This is a genomic window from Pseudonocardia sp., from assembly GCF_029263155.1.
Classification (GTDB): domain Bacteria; phylum Actinomycetota; class Actinomycetes; order Mycobacteriales; family Pseudonocardiaceae; genus Pseudonocardia.
In genome coordinates this window covers 1-17,071 of the sequence record NZ_JAJCYB010000043.1, presented here as the reverse complement: position 1 = coordinate 17,071, position 17,071 = coordinate 1, and the positions used below count along the sequence as shown (strand labels likewise).

Below are 17,071 nucleotides of genomic sequence, written 5' to 3'. Positions count from 1 at the left end.
AAGCGCTTTAACACTGTGTACGATCCGGGACGTGACCGGAACTGTCAAGAGGCCGCGGCTGGAGGACGTCGCGGCCGCGGTGGGGGTGTCGACGGCGTCGGTGTCGCTCGTCCTGCGAGGTGTTCCCGGCCCGAGCGCCGAGACCCGCGAGCGCGTGCTGGAGGCCGCGGCCCGGCTCGGGTACCGCGCCGACCGCAGCGCCAGCCTGCTGGCGCGGCGGCGCACCCACGTGCTCGGGGTGCCGGTGCTGCTGCGCGACGCCTTCCGCACCGAGCTGGCCGAGGAGGTGCAGCTCGCCGCCGACGCCCGTGGTTACACCGTGGCGTTGAGCGGCATCACGCGTACCCACGACGAGCAGCGGGTCGTGGAGACCCTGCTCGACCTGCGCTGCGAGGCCGTGCTGCTGCTGGCGCCCGGGTCGTCCCCGGAGGCGCTGGCCGCGCTGGGTGCGCGCGTCCCGACCGTGGTGATCGGGCGCCGGCTGCCCCCGGACGGTGTCGACGTGGTGCGCGTCGCCGACGCCGACGGCCTCGGCCAGTCCGTCGACCACCTCGCGGGGCTGGGGCACCGCGCGATCGTGCACGTCGACGGCGGGCAGGCCGAGATGGCGCAGGAGCGCCGCGAGGGCTACACCGCGGCGATGGCCCGGCACGGGTTGGAGCCGCGGGTCGTGCCGGGGGGCGCCAGCGAGGAGGCCGGGGCCCGGTCGGCCCAAACCCTGATCGACACCGGCCTGCCCACCGCAGTGGTCGCCGCCAACGACCGCAGCGCCCTGGGCCTGCTCGACGTGTTCCTCCGCGCGGGTGTGCGCGTGCCCGGCGACGTCTCCGTGGTCGGCTACGACGACGCCGAGCTCTCCCGGCTGGCCCACGTGCGGCTCACCACCGTCAGCCAGGACGCACCGGGGCAGGCCCGGATGGCCGTCGACGCCGCACTGGAGCGCCTCGACGGAGGGCGCAGCGGCGTCGTGGAGCGGGTGCTGCGGCCGCGCCTGGTGGTGCGCGGCACGACGGGACCGCCTGTAGGGGTGCCGTGACGCCGCCCCCACGCACCGGGTCCGGTCCTCCGCACACCGGTCGCAACCGGTGCGCCGCGTCCAGCACCGGTGTGCGGCTCGGCCCCGACGCGCGGGCCGCGCTCAGGCATAGCGCCCGGCCAGCTCCGTGCCGATCCGGGCCAGCTCCGCCCGCACCGCCGGCGGGTCGAGCACCTCCACCGCCGCACCCCACCCGGCCAGGGTCCGGGCGACGTCGAGCGTCGTCGGGGCGCCCACGCGCACCTGCGAGCGGCCGTCCGGCCCGGGTGGACCGGCGTCGCAGTGCCGCCCGAAGTGGGTGCGCAGCACCGGCACGAACCGGCTCGGCGTGATGACCAACGTGCACTACCTCGAGATGCTGGGGCGGGCGGGGAAGCCCGCCGCGGAGTAGACCGCGTCGATCAGCTCGGCGGTGCGCACGGCGTCGTCGGCCCCGGTGGGGAACGGCGCGCCGTCGCGCAGGTGCGCCCGCACGGCCGCCAGCTGGTACAGGTACGTCGACCGGGTGCCCAGGTGCTCGGTGCGCTCCCCGTCGGGGCCGCGCACGACGACCCGGTCGTCGCGCTGGGGGAGCACCACGTTCATCGCCGTGGGCTCGCCCCGGTCACCGGCGACGCGGGCGGTGATGCCGCGGCCGCCGCGGCGTCGCGGACCGCCCGGGCCAGCGCCGCGTTGCTCGCGAACGGCTTCTCGCTCAGCACGTGCTTCCCGGCCTCGACGGCGGCCAGGTTCCACGGTCCGTGCAGCGCGTTGGCCAGCGGGTTGTAGACGATCTCCACCTCGGGGTCGGCGAGCACGTCGGCGTAGGACCCGACGACCCGCTCGACGCGGTGCTCCGCGGCGAACGCCCCGGCGCGCTCCGGGTCCCGCGCGGCGACGGCGACGAGCCGGTCGCCGGTCTCCCTCGCCGGCTCGACCAGCGCCTGCCGGGTGATCCGCGCCGCGCCCAGGACGCCGTTGCGCAACGGCCGGCTCACGATGCGGCTGAGATCGACGTGGTGGGGGTTCCGCGGCCGGCAGACCCCGATGGTGTCGATCTCACCGGCTGCCCGTCCCGGCCGGGGCCCGACGGCGCCGTCACGCGCGCGCGAGGATCGAGCGCAGTGCGTCGACGCTGGTGCGGACGTCGGTCAGCGGGCCCTCACCCGAGGGCGCCTCGTGCAGGATGGTGTCCTGCTCCAGGACGTACCAGCCCGTGTACCCGTGGTCGCGCAGGTCGCCGACGATCGCCGAGAAGTCGACGTCACCGTGCCCGACCGGGCGGTACATGCCCTCGCGGACGGCCTCGGTGTAGGTACGGCGCCCGTCCTGCACCAGTCGCGCCAGCCCCAGATCGACGTCCTTGATGTGGGTGTGCGCGATCCGCTCGGGTGCCTGGCGGGTCAGCGCGACCGGGTCGGTGCCGCCGATGAGCAGGTGTCCGGTGTCGAGGCACAGCGCGATCGTGGAGCCGTCGAGCACGCGCTGCACGTCGTCGGTGTTCTCCACCATGGTGCCGACGTGCGGGTGCAGCACCGCGCGGACGCCGTGCGCGGCGGCGGTGCCGGCGAGGCGGTCGAGGTTGCCGAGCAGGGTCCGCCAGCCGGCGTCGTCGAGCGCGGGGCGGGTGTCGTATCCGTCGAGGCCGCTGATCGCGGAGAGCACGAGGGTGTCGGAGCCGGTGGCGGCGTAGGTCGCGAGCAGCTTCTCCACCTCCGGCACCGGGTCGTGCCCGGCGACGTGCAGCAGCAGCGGGGTGAACCCGCCGATGGCCTGCAGGTCGTGCTGCGCGAGCACGTCGCGGGGGTCCTCGGGGAGGAAGCCCTCCGGTCCGAACTCGGTGGCGGCCAGGCCCACGTCCTGCATCTCGGCCAGTACCCGCGACGGCGGGAGCTGGAAGCCCCAGCCGGGTACTTCGCACACGCCCCACGAGATGGGCGCTCCGGCGATCTTCATCCGTTCTCCTTCGGACGTACCGGCTCGCCGGTCCGCCAGGACTCGTCGGCGGCCAGGGCGAGGTCGAACGCGGCGAGCGCGTCGCGACCGGTGACGGGGGGCGGGGTGCCGTCGCGGACGGCGCGGGCGAACGCGTCCAGCTCCGCGGCGTAGGCCCAGGGGTAGCGCTGCTCGAAGTCGCGCGCGAGGTCCCGGGAGGCGAGCCCGGGCGTCCGCCATTCGACGCCGCGCACGTGCGGGGCGTCGATGCGGGCGGTGGCCAGGGTGCCCATGACCTCGGTGGAGCACTCGTAGCCGTAGCGGGCGCTGCGGCTGTTGTCGATCACGCCCAGGGCGCCGTTCGCGAACCGGAGCACCGTGACGGCGGTGTCGATGTCACCGAGCGCGGCGAACGCCGGGTCGGCCGCGGCGCCGTGCGCGTGCACCTCGACCACCTCGCCGACCAGCCAGCGGGCCACGTCGAGGTCGTGCACGACGACGTCGAGGAAGAAGCCGCCCGAGCCGGACAGGAACGCGGGGTCCGGCGGGGTCATGTCGCGCAGCGAGGTGCGGAACAGCGTGACCTCGCCCAGCTCGCCCGCGTGGATCCGGGCCGCGGCGGCCGCCCAGTCCGGGTCGCTGCGGCGGTGGAAGCCCACCTGGAACACGATCCCGGCCGCCTCGACGGCCCTCAGCGTGTCGAGCGTCGTGGCGCGGTCCAGCGAGATCGGCTTCTCGCAGAACACGTGCCTGCCCGCGGCCGCCGCCTGCACCGTCAACGGCGCGTGCGTGCGGGTCGGGGACGCGATCGCCACCGCACCGACGCGGTCGAGCAGTTCGTCGTACGAGGTCGTCCACGGCACGTCGAACTCGATGCCCGCGGCCCGTGCCGCGTCCGGGTCCGGGTCGTACACGCACGCCAGGGAGGCGACGGAACACCGGCCGGCCAGCGCGGCGGCGTGGATCCGGCCCATCCGCCCCAGCCCGGCCAGCCCCACCCCGACCCGCGTCACGGGGCGACCTCGTAGAGATCGGGCCGCTCCCGGAGCACGACGGGTTCGCGCGCGCCGGAGCGCAGCGCGGCCAGCCCGGTCTCGCAGACGACCGTGGCCGCGTACCCGTCCCACGCCGACGGGCCGGTGGTGCCGCCCGCGGCGACCGCGTCGACCCAGGCCTGGAGCTCGGCGTCGAAGGCGCGGACGAACCGCTCCCGCCAGTCGGCGGGCACCCGGCCCGAGTACGCCCCGGCCCGCTTGACGACCACTCCGGCCGACTCCGACAGCTCGACGGTGCCGTCCTCGCCCACCACCTCACCACGGATGTCGTAGCCGAAGCCCGCGTTGACCGATGCCTCGACGTCGACGAGCACGCCGCTGCCCGTCTCCAGCAGCACGAGCAGCGGGTCGTGGAACCCGGCCTTCGCCTTGCGCGAGGTCCGCGGCGTGAGCACCGTGACCGCCGCGATCTCCTCGTCGAACAGCCACCGGGCCACGTCGATGTCGTGCACCGCGGAGTCGTTGATGATCATGTCGCTGGTGAAGAAGTCCGGCACCGACGGGTTGCGGTGCGCCGCGTGCATGAGCAGCGGCAGGCCGATCTCCCCGCCGGTGACGACGTCCTTCATCGCCCGGTACTGCGCGTCGAAGCGGCGCATGAACCCGACCATGACGAGCCGCCGCCCGGCCGCCGTCTCGGCCTCGACGATCCGCTCGCAGGCCTCCCGGGTGGGGGCCAGCGGCTTCTCGCAGAACACCTGCTTGCCGGCGGCGATGCAGGCCAGCACGTACTCCTCGTGCGTCGGCCCCCAGGACGTGACGACGACGGCGTCGACGCCCGGGTCGGCCACCAGCGCGGCGCCCGTCGGGTGGAGCACCGTGCCGGGGAGGTCGCGTGCGACCTCCCCGGCCCGGTCGAGGTCGACGTCGGTGACCGCGCCGACGCGCGCCCCCGACAGGACGTGGGACAACCGGCGGATGTGGCCCTGCCCGATCGCGCCCACGCCGATGACGCCGACGTTGATGCTCACTGCGTTCCCCTCGGGTCCGGTTACCGGTTCGCGGGCGGTGTGCCGGTCCCGGCGGTGCCGACACCGGAGGGGATGGCCAGGTCGTGCGCCTCGGCCTCGATCTGCTGGGCCGCCTCCGCCGCCGCGCCGCCGCCCTGCTGCAGCTCGTGGCTCAGCGCCTCCAGCTCGGCGCCGCCGGCCATCAGGCCGGTCAGCTCCTCGCGGGTGATCTCGCTCTTGGCGAAGTCCCCGAGGCTGCGACCCCGCTTGAGCAGCATGAACCGGTCGCCGACCGGGTAGGCGTGGTGCGGGTTGTGGGTGATGAAGATGACGCCCAGTCCGCGCTCGCGGGCCTGGATGACGTACTTGAGCACCACCCCGGCCTGCTTGACGCCCAGCGCAGCGGTCGGCTCGTCGAGGATGAGCACCTTGGCGCCGAAGTACACCGCCCGCGCGATCGCGACGCACTGCCGCTCCCCGCCGGACAGCGTGCCGATCGGCTGGTCGATGTCGCGCAGGTCGATGCCCATGGCGAGCAGCTCGGCCTTCGCGATCCTGCGCATCGCGTCGGTGTCCAGCCGGGCGACCGGGCCCCTGCCCTTCCGCATCTCGGACCCGAGGAAGAAGTTGCGCCACACCGGCATCAGCTTCACGACCGCCAGGTCCTGGTAGACGGTGGCGATGCCGGCGTCGAGCGCCTCGCGGGGCGAGCTGAACGAGACGGCCTCGCCCTCCAGGAGGAAGTCGCCGCCGTCGTGCCGGTGCACCCCGGCGAAGATCTTGATCAGGGTGGACTTGCCGGCGCCGTTGTCGCCCAGCACGCAGGTCACGGCGGCGGCGCCGACCTTGGTGGAGATGTCCTGCAGCGCGATGACGCTGCCGAACACCTTGGAGACGTCGCGGATCTCCATCAGTGGCGTGGTCATTTCCCGCTCCGTTCGGCGTAGCGGCGGACGTACTGGTTGGCGAGCACCGCGAGCAGCAGCATCGCGCCGAGGAAGAACTTGAACCAGTCGCTGTCCAGGCCCGCGTAGACGATGCCCTGGCTGGTCATGCCGAAGATCAGCGCGCCGATCGCGGCACCGATCACCGAGCCGTACCCGCCGGTCAGCAGGCAGCCACCGATCACCGCGGCGACGATGTAGATCAGCTCCTCGCCGAAGCCCTGGTTGGTCTGCACGGAGGTCTGCTCCATCAGCTTGAGCGTGCCGACCAGCCACGCGCAGGCCCCCACCGCCATGAACAGCGTGATGGTGGTGCGGGCCGCCGGGACGCCGATGTTGCGGCTGGCGACGGGGTCGCCGCCGACGGCGAAGGTCCAGTTGCCGAACCGGGTCTTGGCCAGTACCCAGGCGCCGATCGCGACGACCAGGACCCACCAGAGGATCTGGATCTTGAAATCGACGCCGAACACGTTGATCCGGCTGGCGAACAGCGGCTGCACGCTGTCGTAGAACGGGACCTGCGCCATCCCGCCCACCGACACCGTGCCGGTGATCAGCTTGGTGACGGCGAGGTTGAGGCCCTGCAGCATGAGGAACGTGGCGAGGGTGATGATGAAGCTGGGCAGGCCGGTGCGTGTCACGAGGTAGCCGTTGACGAATCCGATGCCCAGGCACAGCAGCAGCGACACCAGCAGCGCGGCCCAGATGTTGAGGCCCCACTGGGTGGTCATGACGGCGGTCGCGAGGCCGGCGGTGCCGGTCAGCACCCCCGCGGACAGGTCGAAGTGACCGCCGATCATCAGCATCGCCACCGCGACGGCCATGATGCCGAACAGCGACGCGGGGTCGAGCCAGTTCGAGATGCCGGCGAGCGAGTAGAACTGCGTCGACGACACCGCGAACAGCACGAACAGGATCACCGCGCCGATCAGCGAGCCGATCTCGGGACGCAGGACGAGCCGGCGGAGCAGCCCGATCCGGGCCACCCGTTCGTCGGCGTCGGGTGTGGGTGGGGACAGGGTCGTGGTCATGGTGGGTTCTCGATTCCCGGGTGGAGATTCGCGGAGTGGAGGGGAGCCGGTCGCCCGGCTCCCCTCCGGTGGCTTCTAGCGAGTGCCCTGGGTGGCGAGGTCCTGGACCTGCGCGGCGTTCTCCTGCGTGACGAAGCCCGGACCGGTGAGAACCGGCTGACCGCCACCGATGGTGTTGAGGTTGGACTTGTACAGCGTCAGCATCACGATGGGCAGGTAGCCCTGCGTGTACTGCTGCTGGTCGACGGCGAAGAGCATGTCGCCGTCGGCGATGGCCTGGGTGACGTCGCCGTTGAGGTCGAACGTCGCGAGCTGCGCCGAGGAGCCGGACTCCTGGACCGCCGTGATCGCGACGGCACCGATGACCGGGCCGAGGGTGAGGACACCGTTGATGGAGGGGTCGGACTGCAGCTTGGCCCGGATGGTGGCCTGGGCGCCGGTCGGGTTGCTGTTCTCGACCTGCAGGTTCTCCACCGTGCCGCCGAGGCCCTCGGCGAAGCCCGCGCACCGCTGCTCCAGGCCGATGTTGCCGGCCTCCTGGATCACGCACAGCGCCTTGTTCACCCCGGCCGCGGCCATCTGCTCGCCTGCCCCGCGCCCGGCGATGGTCTCGTCCTGCCCGACGTGGGCGAGCGCGCCGTACTCGGTGGAGGCGTCCTGCCCGGAGTTGATGGTGATCACCGGGATGCCGGCGGCGACCGCGGCCTCGATGGAGCCGCGCAGCGCGTCCGGGTTGGCCATGGACACGACCAGGCCGTCGACGCCCTCGTTCACCGCGGCGTCGATGAGCTGGGACTGGCGGGCCGGGTCACCGTTGCTGTCGCGGTAGGTCACCGTGACGCCCTCGTCGGTGCCGGCCTGCTCGGCGCCCTTCTTCACCACGTCCCAGAACGTGTCACCGGCGGCGCCGTGGGTGACGACGGTGAAGGTGTAGCCGTAGGTGCCACCGCCACCACCCGCGCTCTCGGCGGACGGGGCCTGGCCGGTGCCGCTGCATCCGGCGGCGAGGAGCAGCGCGGCCGAGGCGGCCACGACGACGCCCTTGCGGAGTTTCATCGGTGTGTTCCTTCTGTTGACGGGATTTCGGGGCACGAGGGGGTCAGGTCGCGGTGGGGAAGTGGAACGAGGAGTCCGAGGCGGCCTCGATCCGTGGCCAGCGCGACGTCACGACCTTCGCCCGGGTGTAGAACGCGATGCCCTCGGGGCCGTGGATGTGGGACTGCCCGAACAGCGAGTCCTTCCAGCCGCCGAAGGAGTAGTAGGCCATCGGCACCGGGATGGGCACGTTGATGCCGATCATCCCGACGTTCACGCCCCGCTGGAACCGCCGTGCGGCCTCACCGCTGGAGGTGAAGATGGCGGTCCCGTTGCCGTAGGGGTTCGCGTTGATGATCGCGATGGCCTCTTCGACCGACCCGGCGCGCACCACCGACAGCACCGGGCCGAAGATCTCCTCGGTGTAGACGTCCATCTCCGTCGTCACGCGGTCGATCACGGTCGGGCCGACGAAGAAGCCGTCCTCGTGGCCGGGGACGGTGAGCCCCCGGCCGTCGACGGCGAGCGTGGCGCCCTGGGCCTCCCCGGTGCCGATGAGCCCGACGATCCGGTCGCGCGCGGCCGCGGTGATCACCGGGCCCATCTCGGAATCGGCGTCGCGCCCGGAGCCGACCTTGGTGGCCAGCGCCTTCGCGCTGACCGCCTCGACGAGCGCGTCGGCGGCCGACCCGACGGCCACGGCCGCGGAGATCGCCATGCAGCGCTCGCCGGCCGAGCCGAACGCGGCGGCGACGAGGTGGTCCGAGGCGTAGTCGATGCCGGCGTCGGGCAGGACGATCGCGTGGTTCTTCGCGCCGCCCAGCGCCTGCACGCGCTTGCCGTTGGCGATGCCGCGCTCGTGGATGTATTTCGCGATCGGGGTGGAGCCGACGAAGGACACGGCGGCCACCTCCGGGTGGTCGAGCAAGGCGTCGACGGACTCCTTGTCGCCGTGCACGACGTTGAACACACCGTCGGGCAGGCCGGCCTCAGCCCACAGCTCGGCGGCCAGCATCGACGCGCCCGGGTCGCGCTCGGAGGGCTTGAGCACGAACGTGTTGCCGGTGGCGATCGCGACGGGGTACATCCACATCGGGACCATGGCCGGGAAGTTGAACGGTGTGATCCCCGCGCAGACGCCCAGGGGCTGGCGGAAGGAGAACAGGTCGACGCCGCCGGAGACCTGGTCGGAGTACTCGCCCTTGAGCAGCGACGGGATGCCGCAGGCGAACTCGACGACCTCCAGGCCGCGCTGCACCTCGCCCTTCGCATCCGAGAGCACCTTGCCGTGCTCGTCGGAGATGATCTCGGCGAAGTCGGCGATGCGGGAGTTGACGAGCTCGCGGAACGCGAAGAGCACCTTCACCCGCTGCGAGAGCGACGACTGGCTCCACGTCTCGAACGCGGCCCGCGCGGCCTGCACGGCGGCGTCGACGTCGGCGGTGCCCGCGAGCAGCACCTCGGCCTGCTGCGTGCCGGTGGCGGGGTTCCACACGGGACTCGTCCGGGTCGACGTGCCGGTGGTGGGCTTTCCGCCGATCCAGTGGCTGATGGTTCTCACGGGGTGACTCCTCCGATCAGGGGGCGCTGCGCGGCCTTGCCCGCCTCGTAGGTCGTGCGGGCGTGGCGCGTGCTCTCCAGGGCCGAGACCTCCGACACCGGGACGTCCCACCAGCTGTCGGGATCGGGCACCGGGGCGAGCGGGTCGGTCTCGATGTGGATCGCGGTGGTGCGGGTCGCCGCCCGGCAGTGCTTGAGCGCGTCGCGGAACTCCTCGACGGTGCGCACGCGGATCACGTCGGCGCCGAGGCTCTCGGCGTTGGCGGCCAGGTCGACGGGCAGCACGTCGCCGTCGAGGCGGCCGGAGCCGCCGCGGAAGCGGTAGGAGGTGCCGAAGCGCTGCGAGCCGAGCGACTCCGACAGCGCGCCGATCGAGGCGAACCCGTGGTTCTGGACGATCACCAGGTTGAGCTTGATCCCCTCCGACACCGCGGTGACGATCTCGCTCGCCATCATCAGGTAGGAGCCGTCGCCGACGAGCGCCCAGACCTCGCGGGGGGGACCCGGCTCGGACAGACACGCCATCTTCACGCCGAGCGCGCCGGCGATCTCGTAGCCCATGCAGGAGTAGGCGTACTCGACGTGGTAGCCCTTGCGGTCCCGGGCACGCCAGAGCATCTGCAGGTCACCGGGCATCGACCCGGCCGCCTGCACGACGACGTCGCGGGCGTCGATCTCCTCGTTCAGCGCACCGAGCACCTCGGTCTGCGCCGGGAGCGGCCCGTGGCCCAGGTGGAACGCGCGGTCGACCTCGGCGTTCCAGGGACCGGCGTCCCACCGGCACTCCCAGCGCTGCCCGGCCAGTGCCCCGGTGAGCGCGTCGAGGCCCTCGCGGGCGTCGGCGAGCAGCATCTCGCCCGCGTGCTTGGCCGCGTCGAGGGGGGCGACGTTGAGGTTGACGAACCGGACGCCCGGGTCCCCGAACGCGGTGCGCGAGGCGGTGGTGAAGTCCGACCAGCGGGTGCCGACGCCGATCACGACGTCGGCGTCGCGGGCGAGTGCGTTGGCGACGGGGGATCCGGTGGACCCGACGCCGCCCACGGCCTGCGGGTGGTCGTGCAGCAGCGCGCCCTTGCCGGCCTGGGTGTCGGCGACCGGGATGCCGGTGGCCCCGGCGAAGCGCTCCAGCGCGTCGGAGGCCTGCGAGTAGTGCACGCCCCCGCCCGCGACGAGCAACGGTCGCCGCGCACCCGCGATGACCGCGGCGGCGCGGGCGAGCGCGGCGGGCTCGGGTACCGGGCGGGCCAGGTGCCAGACGCGCTTCGCGAACAGCTCGTCGGGCCAGTCGTGCGCCTCGGCCTGCACGTCCTGGGGGAGCGCGACCGTGGCCGCCCCCGTCTGTGCGGGGTCGGTGAGCGCCCGCATCGCGCCGAGCAGCGCCGCGGGGAGCTGCTCGGGGCGCCACACCCGGTCGAAGAACACCGACAGCGGCCGGAAGGCGTCGTTGACGGACACGTCGTAGCCGTCGGCGCGTTCCAGCTCCTGCAGCACCGGGCTCGCGACGCGGGTGGCGAACACGTCCGAGGGCAGCAGCAGCACCGGGACGCGGTTGGTGGTGGCCAGCGCGGCGCCAGTGAGCATGTTCGTCGAGCCGGGGCCGATGCTCGCGGTGCAGGCCAGGAACTGCGTGCGATCGCGCATCCGGGCGTAGCCGACGGCGGCGTGCACCATGCCCTGCTCATTGCGGGCCAGGTGGTACGGGAGGTCCCCCCCGTACGAATCAGGCGAGTCGGCGACCTCGAGCAGCGCCTGCCCGATCCCGGCGACGTTGCCGTGGCCGAAGATGCCGAACATCCCCGGCACGAGCCGTTGCTCGGCGCCGTCGCGCTCGCTCCACTGGTTCGCCAGGAACCGGACGACGGCCTGGGCGACGGTGAGTCTCACTTCTCCTCCGCGGTGGTCAGGGGCAGCCGCGGGTCGACCGCCTGGTCGTCCCAGGTGCCGCGGACCCAGGCGTGGTCAGGGTGGTCGCAGATGCGCCAGGCCCGCTCGGCACCGGGGCCGGCCATCACGTTGAGGTAGTAGAGGTCGTAGCCGGGGGTGGCCATCGACGGGCCGTGCCAGCCGTGCGGGATCAGCACGGTGTCGCCGCTGCGCACCTCGGCGCAGACGTCGATCTCGCGGCCCGGGCCGGAGGTCGACACCCGCTGGTAGCCCGGGCCGCCCCCGGCGACCTCGAAGTAGTAGATCTCCTCCAGCACGGACTCGCCGTCGCGCTCCTCGTCGTGCTTGTGCGGCGGGAACGACGACCAGTTGGCGCCGGGCGTCAGCACCTCGACCGCGATCAGCCGGTCGGCGTCGAAGGCGCCGGGCATGCAGAAGTTGTTGACCTGCCGGCTCGACTGCCCCGCGCCCCGCAGCTCCACCGACACGCCCTCGGCGGGGCCGTAGCGGGCGGGCAGCCGCCGCGACGCCCGGGCGGCGGGCAGTGCGAACCGGCCGCCGCCTGCGGAGGTGACGGTGACCTGTGCGTCGCGGGGGAGGTAGGCGAAGTCGGTGACGCGGGTGAACACGGAGCGACGCCCCGCCAGCTCGAACCGCTCGCCGTCGCACGCCACCGTGCAGCCACCGGCCAGCGGGAGCACGATCGTCTCGTCCTCGCCGGTGTCGAACGTGGCGCTCCCCCCGGGCGGGAGTTCCAACACGCGCAGCGAGCTGTACTCCCACCCGGCCGTCATCGGCGTGACGACCAGGGAGAACGACCCCTCGACGGCCTCCCCGGCCCGGATCACGCTCACAGCAGCCCCACCGCGGTGTCGACGGCCGCGGCGACGTCGTCGTCGGCGGGGTAGAGCAGCGAGCGGCCGATCACCAGGCCCTGCACCGTGGGCAGGGCCAGCGCCTTGCTCCAATCGGCGAACGCGGCGTCCGGGTCGGCACTCACCTCCCCGCCCAGGATCAGCGCGGGCAGCGTCGTGGCGGCCATCGCCCGTTCCATCTCCTCGACGATCGGCACCTTCAGCCAGGTGTGCGACGAGGTCGCGCCCAGCCCTGCGGCGACGGTCATCGCGCGGGTCATGGCGTCGGCGGTGAGCTCGTTGCGCACGCGGCCGTCCACGCGGTGGGAGAGGAACGGCTCGACCATCGCCATCAGCCCGTGCCCGGCCAGGTCGGTGACGGCCCGGGCGCAGGCCTCCAGCGTGAGCACGGTGGCCGGGTCCTCGGCGTCGATGCGGGTGAGCATCTTGCCGCCCTCGAAGCCGCTCGCGGCGATGCCGGCGGCGTCGTAGGCGGTGAACCGGTCGTCGATCTCGAACACGGTGCCGGCCAGGCCGCCGCGGTTCATCGACCCGACGACCACCTTCCCGTCGAGCGCCCCGAGCAGCAGCAGGTCCTCCAGCACGTCCGGGGTACCCAGCACGCCGTTGACGCCCGGGCGCGACAGGGCGAGTACCAGCCGGTCGAGCAGGTCGGCGCGGTCCCCCATGGCCATCGCGCGGTTCCCGGCGCGCAGCGCGCCGCGGGCGGGGTGGTCCGCGGCGATCATCATCAGCCGGCCGTGCTCGCCGAGCAGCGACGCCGGGCGCACCCGGGCCGCGGCGGCCTCGGCGATCGCCCCGGGGCGGTGCACGCGGGTCTCGACCAGCGTGCGCAGGACCTCGTCACGCACCGACGGTCTCCTTCAGCATCTCCTCGACCTCGGCGGAGGTCGGCATCGCGTCGGCGCAGGCCAGCCGGCCCGCGACGATCGACCCGGCGGCGTTGCAGAACCGCATCGCGCGCTCCAGCTCCCACCCGGACAGCAGTGCGTGGCACAGGGCGCCGCCGAACGCGTCGCCCGCACCCAGGCCGTTGACGACCTCGACCGGTACCGGCGGCACCTCGACCTGGGTCGTGCCCCCCGACCCCGTCGTCTCGGAGGCCAGCACACCGGCCGGCCCCTGCTTGACCACCGCGAGCCGGACGCCGGCGGCGTGCAGCGCCCGCGCCGCGGCCTGCGGCTCGCGCTCGCCGACCGCGGTGTCGCACTCGTCGAGGTTGCCGACGGCGACGTCGACGTGCGGGAGCGCCTCGCGCACCCGGCGCCGGGCCTCTTCGCGGGACTCCCAGAACATCGGGCGGTAGTCGAGGTCGAGCACGGTGGTGCCGCGCCCCTCCCGGGCCGCCAGCGCGGCGAGCGTCGCCTCCCGGCTCGGCTCGCGCGACAGGCCGGTGACGGTCACCCAGAACACCTCCGCGGCGCGCACGGCGTCGAGGTCGATCTCGTCGGCGCGGATGCACAGGTCCGGGGCCGGGTCGCGGCCGTAGAAGTAGAGCGGGAAGTCGTCGGGCGGGAAGATCTCGCAGAACACCACCGGCGTGGCCAGCCCGGGGACGGCGGTGACGTGCCGGTCGTCGACGCCGAAGCCGCGCAGCGCGTCGTGCAGGAAGGCGCCGAACGGGTCGTCGCCGGTGCGGGTGATCACCGCGCTGCGCCGGCCGTGCCGGGCCGCGGCCACCGCGACGTTCGTGGCGCTGCCGCCGAGGTACCTGCCGAACGTCGTCACCTCGCGCAGCGAGACCCCGGTCTGCAGCGGGTAGACGTCGACGCCGATGCGCCCCATCGTCAGCACCTCCGGTGCCGCGGTGGTCGTGTCGTGGCCTGGCATCCGACTCCCTCGTCGCTGGTCGTGGCTTCTCGCGCGGGGTCAGGTGTACTCTCGTCCAAAGATCAGGTCAACACTTTGTTCTAACAAAGGTGGTTCAGCGATGGCGGATCGGACGGTTCCCGAGGTTCCCCTGGACCGGACCAGCCCCGTCCCGCTGTACTTCCAGGTCGCGACCCGCCTGCAGCAGCTCATCGAGGACGGCGAGCTGCCGGTGGGCAGCCGCCTGGAGAACGAGGTGGAGCTCGCCGAGCGCCTCGGTGTGTCGCGGCCCACCATGCGCCGGGCCATCGCCTACCTCGTCGAGCGCGGCATGCTGGTGCGCCGCCGCGGCATCGGCACCCAGATCGTGCACCCCAAGGTGCGCCGGCCCGTCGAGCTGACCAGCCTCTACGACGACCTCGCCAAGGACGGCCAGGAGCCCCGCACCGAGGTGCTGCTGCTGGAGGTGCGCCGCGCGCCCGACCACGTCGCCGAGGCACTGGGGGTGCCCGGCGGGCTCGACATCACCTGGATCGAGCGGCTGCGCTACTCCGGGGGCGAACCGCTGGCGATCATGCACAACGCGGTACCGCTCAACCTGCTGCCGCTCACCGAGGACGAGCTGGCCACGCGCGGGCTCTACGAGCTGCTGCGCGCCGCGGGCCACGTGCCGCGGATGGCGAGCCAGACCGTCGGCGCGAAGGCGGCCACCGCCGCCGAGGCCCGCCAGCTCGGCGACCCCCGCGGCGCCCCCATGCTGACGATGGTCCGCACGGCGTGGGACGAGGCCGGCCGGGCGGTCGAGTTCGGCTCGCACGTCTACCGGGCGAGCCGCTACTCCTTCGAGCTCACCCTCAGCAGCTGACGCCGAGGAGGTCGCACCCGGGCCGCCGGCAGGCCGGCGCGCTCCGCGGCTGCCCCGGCGTCGTGATCAGAGCGGGCCCGGCGGCCGGGCGGGTCGCTCTTCAGGGGGCTGGTCGGGCAGGCGCTCATGCTGGTGCGGGGGCAGGATCTGGTCCTGACGGTGCAGGGCCAGGCTGCGGGCGTAGCGGCGGGCGATGTCGGGCATCGGGGCGTCGGTCTCCCCGATCCCGAACACCGTGCCCGGGTAGTCCAGCGGCCCCAGCCGCTCCCGGATCCGCTCCCGGTCGCCCGGGGCGATGAGCTCGGCGGGATCCCCGCCCGCGAACCATCCCATCGGCACCGCCATCCCGGCGGGCACCACCGTGTTGACGTGCACGACGGCGTGGAAGTCGATCTCGGCGCCGACGCCGACCCGCGCCCCGTTGAACACGACCGCCCCGGTGGCGATGCGGCTGTCGCCCTCGATCACGCAGCCGGTCAGCGCCGCGTGCGGGCCGACGAGCACGTGGTCGCCGAGCCGGGTGGGATGCTGCGGAACCCCGCGCACGACGGCGTTCTCCATGATCACGCAGTGGGCACCGATCTCGACCGGGCCACCCTCCGCGGTGATCACCGCGCCGAACAGGACCCGGCTGTGCGGTCCGACCGTGACGTCGCCGCAGAGCACCGCCGTCGGGGCGATGTAGGCCGAGGGGGAGACCCGCGGGCTCCGGTGCCGGTGGCGCACGAAGAGGGCGTCGCGGCCCACGTCGGGCTCCGGGGGCGCGTAGATCTGGGTGCTGCGCTTCTGCGCTTTCATGTCCACCTGCCTCGACGACGGTGTTGAGGTGCGCGGGTGCCCCGTCGTGATACCGGCGCCGTGCGGGCGGCCGGTACCGCCGTCCAGGCGGAACGGGAGGGAATAGGCGGCGGGGGCCGCGGTGTAGCAGGCTGGGGCAGGCACTGATCACCGACAGGGAAGGCACGGACGTGGCGTTGCGGATCGGCTACAAGGCGTCGGCGGAGCAGTTCGCCCCGCGCGAGCTGGTGGAGTACGCGGTGCGGGCCGAGGAGGTGGGCCTGGACAGCGCGGCGGTGTCGGACCACTTCCTGCCCTGGCGGCACGAGGGCGGGCACGCGCCGTTCGCGCTGAGCTGGCTGGCGGCGGTGGGGGAGCGCACCTCGCGCATCCAGCTGGGCACCTCGGTGCTCACCCCCACGTTCCGGTACAACCCCGCCGTGCTCGCGCAGACCTTCGCCACCCTGGGGATGCTCTACCCGGACCGCGTGATGCTCGGCGTCGGCACCGGGGAGGCGCTCAACGAGATCGCGGTGTCCGGACGGGAGTGGCCGGAGTTCAAGGAGCGCTACGCGCGGCTGCGCGAGGCCGTACGGCTCATGCGCGAGCTCTGGTGCTCCGACGGGCCGGTGTCGTTCGACGGCGAGTACTACCGCACCGTCGACGCCACGATCTACGACCGCCCGGACACCCCGGTGCCGGTGTACATCGCCGCGGGCGGCCCGCAGATGGCGAAGTACGCCGGGCGCGCGGGCGACGGCTTCATCTGCACCTCGGGCAAGGGGATGGAGCTCTACACCGAGAAGCTGCTCCCCGCCGTCGCCGAGGGCGAGCAGGCCGCGGAGAAGGTCGGCGGGTCCGTCGACCGCATGATCGAGATCAAGATGTCCTACGACCGGGACCCCGACCTGGCGCTGGAGAACTGCCGGTTCTGGGCGCCGCTGTCGCTCACCCCCGAGCAGAAGCACAGCGTCGGCTCCTCGGTGGAGATGGAGCGCCTCGCCGACGAGCTGCCCATCGAGCAGGTCGCGAAGCGCTGGATCGTGGCGTCCACCCCGGAGGAGGCGCTGGCCGGTATCCGGCCCTACGTCGACGCCGGCCTCACCCACCTGGTGTTCCACGGTCCCGGCCACGACCAGGAGCGTTTCCTCACCCAGTTCTCCGAGGACGTCCTGCCGGCGCTGCGGGAGCTCCGGTGAGACACCGTTTGTCAACCCCTCCTCCGCCGGAGATCATGCGGCACCGCTTGTCGGTGTCCACGTCGTTCGTCCTCGCTGCGCTGCGGGCGCTCCATGTGGACACCGCCGGCGCGCCACCGCGGGTGGCTGGGACGGAG

18 protein-coding genes are annotated in these 17,071 nt (G+C 73.2%); 3 read left to right on the top strand and 15 right to left on the bottom strand.

From position 1 onward, the window contains the following. Window positions 1–31: 31 nt before the first annotated feature. Window positions 32–1,036, top strand: coding sequence for a LacI family DNA-binding transcriptional regulator (locus Q1K26_RS07460; protein ID WP_300008806.1), 1,005 nt, complete (start codon window positions 32–34; stop codon window positions 1,034–1,036). A gap of 102 nt (window positions 1,037–1,138) precedes the next feature. Here Q1K26_RS07460 and Q1K26_RS07455 read toward each other — a convergent pair whose 3' ends face one another. From Q1K26_RS07455 to iolC, 14 genes are all read right to left on the bottom strand, one after another. After that, a complete protein-coding gene (locus Q1K26_RS07455; protein ID WP_300008804.1) occupies window positions 1,139–1,375 on the bottom strand; it encodes a WYL domain-containing protein in 237 nt (78 codons plus the stop codon). A gap of 6 nt (window positions 1,376–1,381) precedes the next feature. Further along, a complete protein-coding gene (locus Q1K26_RS07450; protein ID WP_300008802.1) occupies window positions 1,382–1,621 on the bottom strand; it encodes a hypothetical protein in 240 nt (79 codons plus the stop codon). Further along, window positions 1,618–2,013 carry a Gfo/Idh/MocA family oxidoreductase gene (locus Q1K26_RS07445; protein ID WP_300008800.1) on the bottom strand — a complete coding sequence of 132 codons (396 nt, stop codon included), beginning with the start codon at window positions 2,011–2,013 and terminating at the stop codon, window positions 1,618–1,620. Before Q1K26_RS07445 ends, Q1K26_RS07450 begins: the two co-directional genes overlap by 4 nt. A gap of 100 nt (window positions 2,014–2,113) precedes the next feature. Then, complete coding sequence (locus tag Q1K26_RS07440; RefSeq protein ID WP_300008798.1) at window positions 2,114–2,971, bottom strand: sugar phosphate isomerase/epimerase; 858 nt, start codon at window positions 2,969–2,971, stop codon at window positions 2,114–2,116. Further along, entirely contained in the window at window positions 2,968–3,963 is a 996-nt protein-coding gene (locus tag Q1K26_RS07435; RefSeq protein ID WP_300008797.1) for a Gfo/Idh/MocA family oxidoreductase, read from the bottom strand. The genes Q1K26_RS07440 and Q1K26_RS07435 overlap by 4 nt, the downstream gene beginning before the upstream one ends. Then, window positions 3,960–4,976 carry a Gfo/Idh/MocA family oxidoreductase gene (locus Q1K26_RS07430; RefSeq protein ID WP_300008795.1) on the bottom strand — a complete coding sequence of 339 codons (1,017 nt, stop codon included), beginning with the start codon at window positions 4,974–4,976 and terminating at the stop codon, window positions 3,960–3,962. The genes Q1K26_RS07435 and Q1K26_RS07430 overlap by 4 nt, the downstream gene beginning before the upstream one ends. 20 nt (window positions 4,977–4,996) lie before the next feature. Continuing rightward, window positions 4,997–5,881 carry an ATP-binding cassette domain-containing protein gene (locus Q1K26_RS07425; protein ID WP_300008793.1) on the bottom strand — a complete coding sequence of 295 codons (885 nt, stop codon included), beginning with the start codon at window positions 5,879–5,881 and terminating at the stop codon, window positions 4,997–4,999. Then, complete coding sequence (locus Q1K26_RS07420) at window positions 5,878–6,930, bottom strand: ABC transporter permease (RefSeq protein WP_300008791.1); 1,053 nt, start codon at window positions 6,928–6,930, stop codon at window positions 5,878–5,880. The genes Q1K26_RS07425 and Q1K26_RS07420 overlap by 4 nt, the downstream gene beginning before the upstream one ends. Before the next feature lie 75 nt (window positions 6,931–7,005). After that, window positions 7,006–7,986 carry a sugar ABC transporter substrate-binding protein gene (locus Q1K26_RS07415; RefSeq protein WP_300008789.1) on the bottom strand — a complete coding sequence of 327 codons (981 nt, stop codon included), beginning with the start codon at window positions 7,984–7,986 and terminating at the stop codon, window positions 7,006–7,008. A 43-nt stretch (window positions 7,987–8,029) separates the two neighbouring features. Continuing rightward, window positions 8,030–9,526, bottom strand: a complete 1,497-nt coding sequence (locus Q1K26_RS07410) for a CoA-acylating methylmalonate-semialdehyde dehydrogenase (protein WP_300008788.1) — start codon at window positions 9,524–9,526, stop codon at window positions 8,030–8,032. Further along, on the bottom strand, window positions 9,523–11,409 hold the full coding sequence (gene iolD, locus Q1K26_RS07405) for a 3D-(3,5/4)-trihydroxycyclohexane-1,2-dione acylhydrolase (decyclizing) (RefSeq protein WP_300008786.1): 1,887 nt from the start codon (window positions 11,407–11,409) through the stop codon (window positions 9,523–9,525). Before iolD ends, Q1K26_RS07410 begins: the two co-directional genes overlap by 4 nt. Beyond that, window positions 11,406–12,263 (bottom strand): 5-deoxy-glucuronate isomerase, encoded by an 858-nt coding sequence (iolB, locus tag Q1K26_RS07400; protein WP_300008784.1) that lies wholly within the window; start codon window positions 12,261–12,263, stop codon window positions 11,406–11,408. Before iolB ends, iolD begins: the two co-directional genes overlap by 4 nt. Next, on the bottom strand, window positions 12,260–13,135 hold the full coding sequence (locus tag Q1K26_RS07395; protein WP_300008782.1) for an aldolase: 876 nt from the start codon (window positions 13,133–13,135) through the stop codon (window positions 12,260–12,262). Before Q1K26_RS07395 ends, iolB begins: the two co-directional genes overlap by 4 nt. Then, a complete protein-coding gene (iolC, locus tag Q1K26_RS07390; protein ID WP_300008780.1) occupies window positions 13,128–14,114 on the bottom strand; it encodes a 5-dehydro-2-deoxygluconokinase in 987 nt (328 codons plus the stop codon). Before iolC ends, Q1K26_RS07395 begins: the two co-directional genes overlap by 8 nt. A 100-nt stretch (window positions 14,115–14,214) precedes the next feature. Between iolC and Q1K26_RS07385 the strand changes: the two genes are divergently transcribed. Next, window positions 14,215–14,958, top strand: a complete 744-nt coding sequence (locus Q1K26_RS07385; protein ID WP_300008778.1) for a GntR family transcriptional regulator — start codon at window positions 14,215–14,217, stop codon at window positions 14,956–14,958. Window positions 14,959–15,024: 66 nt separating this feature from the next. On the opposite strand, the gene Q1K26_RS07380 is transcribed toward Q1K26_RS07385, so the two are convergent. Then, the gene (locus Q1K26_RS07380; RefSeq protein WP_300008776.1) at window positions 15,025–15,756 is read right to left on the bottom strand and encodes a gamma carbonic anhydrase family protein; all 732 of its coding nucleotides are present in this window, start codon (window positions 15,754–15,756) and stop codon (window positions 15,025–15,027) included. A gap of 170 nt (window positions 15,757–15,926) precedes the next feature. On the opposite strand from Q1K26_RS07380, the gene fgd reads away from it, so the two are divergent. Beyond that, window positions 15,927–16,934: a glucose-6-phosphate dehydrogenase (coenzyme-F420) gene (gene fgd, locus Q1K26_RS07375; RefSeq protein WP_300008774.1), complete on the top strand. Its 1,008-nt coding sequence runs from the start codon at window positions 15,927–15,929 to the stop codon at window positions 16,932–16,934. Window positions 16,935–17,071: the final 137 nt, after the last annotated feature.